Genomic DNA, 1,469 nt, shown 5'->3' with positions numbered 1-1,469 from the left:
GCCACGATATCGGGCACGACGACGATTTGCTCTGGAGGTACTACTACTATTAGTTTCACCGGAACGCCGAATGCCACAGTAAATTATCAAATCAACGCTAGTGGAGCGAATATCCCCATCACATTGGACGCTAGCGGAAATGCTAGTTTTACCACAGGAGCACTAACGGCCACCACGACCTATGATTTGGTGCGCATCGATACCGGCGGCATCCCGAATTGTGGTCAAACCTTAAGTGGGAATGCAGTGGTTACGGTGAGTTCTTTACCCACGGCTAGCATTTCAGGTTCTACGACGATTTGCGATGGCGATACCGCTACGATTAGTTTCACGGGCACCCCGAATGCTACGGTGGAATATCAAATTAATGCTTCTGGGGCCAATATTCAGATTGTTTTGGATGCCACCGGAAATGGTAGTATTACTACCGGAGCTTTGAGCGCTACCACGACTTATGATTTGGTGAGTGCTGCTATTGGCGGTGCTACAGGTTGTAGCCAGAACATTACCGGCTCTGTTACCGTTACGGTGAATCCACTTCCGAGCGCGACCATATCAGGAACCACTACGATTTGTTCAGGAACCGGTACTACGATTACTTTCACGGGAACTCCCGGTGCTACGGTAACTTATAATATTGATGCCACCCCAAGTGCTACAATTCTATTGGATGCCACAGGTACTGCGAGTATCTCCACAGGTAATCTCACCACCGATACGACTTATAATATCCTTCAGGTAGCAACCTTAGGCACGCCGAACTGTAGTCAAACACTAAGCGGCTCAGTGCTCATTAGTGTGAAAGCTTTACCTACGGCGACTATTTCAGGAGCCACTACGGTTTGCAATGGCGATACCACAACGATTAGTTTTGCAGGAACACCTAATGCTACGGTAAATTATTTAATCAACAATGCAGGAGCCACTCAAAGTATTTTGTTAGACGCCGCTGGAAACGGCAGTTTTGTGACATCTGCTTTAACGAGCTTGACCACTTATGACTTAGTGAGTGTGGAAACCGGCGGCACGCCGAACTGTAGCCAAACCTTGAGTGGTTCAGTCACGGTAGATGTGAAAGCCTTACCAACAGCTACGATTTCAGGGGCAACGACAATCTGCTCAGGGGATACCACTACGATTAGTTTCACAGGAACTCCGAATGCCACGGTGAATTATTTAATCAACAATACCGGAGTCACTCAAAGTATTACCTTGGATGGTACAGGAACCGGCAGTTTTATCACCACAGCTTTAACCAGCGCGACCACTTATGATTTGGTGAGTATCTCCAGCGGCGGTACTCCTAATTGCAGCCAAGCCCTAACTGGTTCGGTACTGGTAAATGTGAGTGCTTTGCCTACGGCAAGTGTTAGTGGTGATACGATTTGCTCAGGTGGTGCCGCGACGGTTAATTTCACCGGAACCCCGAACGCGACGGTAACTTATTTGATTAACAATACCGGAGTGGC

General features: G+C 48.1%; 1 protein-coding gene. It reads left to right on the top strand.

What is annotated here, in order from left to right; translation table 11 throughout:
• The coding region (locus tag G4D82_RS14275; protein ID WP_166337970.1) for a beta strand repeat-containing protein at positions 1 to 1,469 on the top strand (1,469 nt) is incomplete at both ends.

Origin of the sequence: Flavobacterium lotistagni (genome assembly GCF_011392125.1) — a bacterium.
GTDB lineage: Bacteria > Bacteroidota > Bacteroidia > Flavobacteriales > Flavobacteriaceae > Flavobacterium > Flavobacterium lotistagni.
This window is presented reverse-complemented; position numbering and strand designations above follow the sequence as displayed.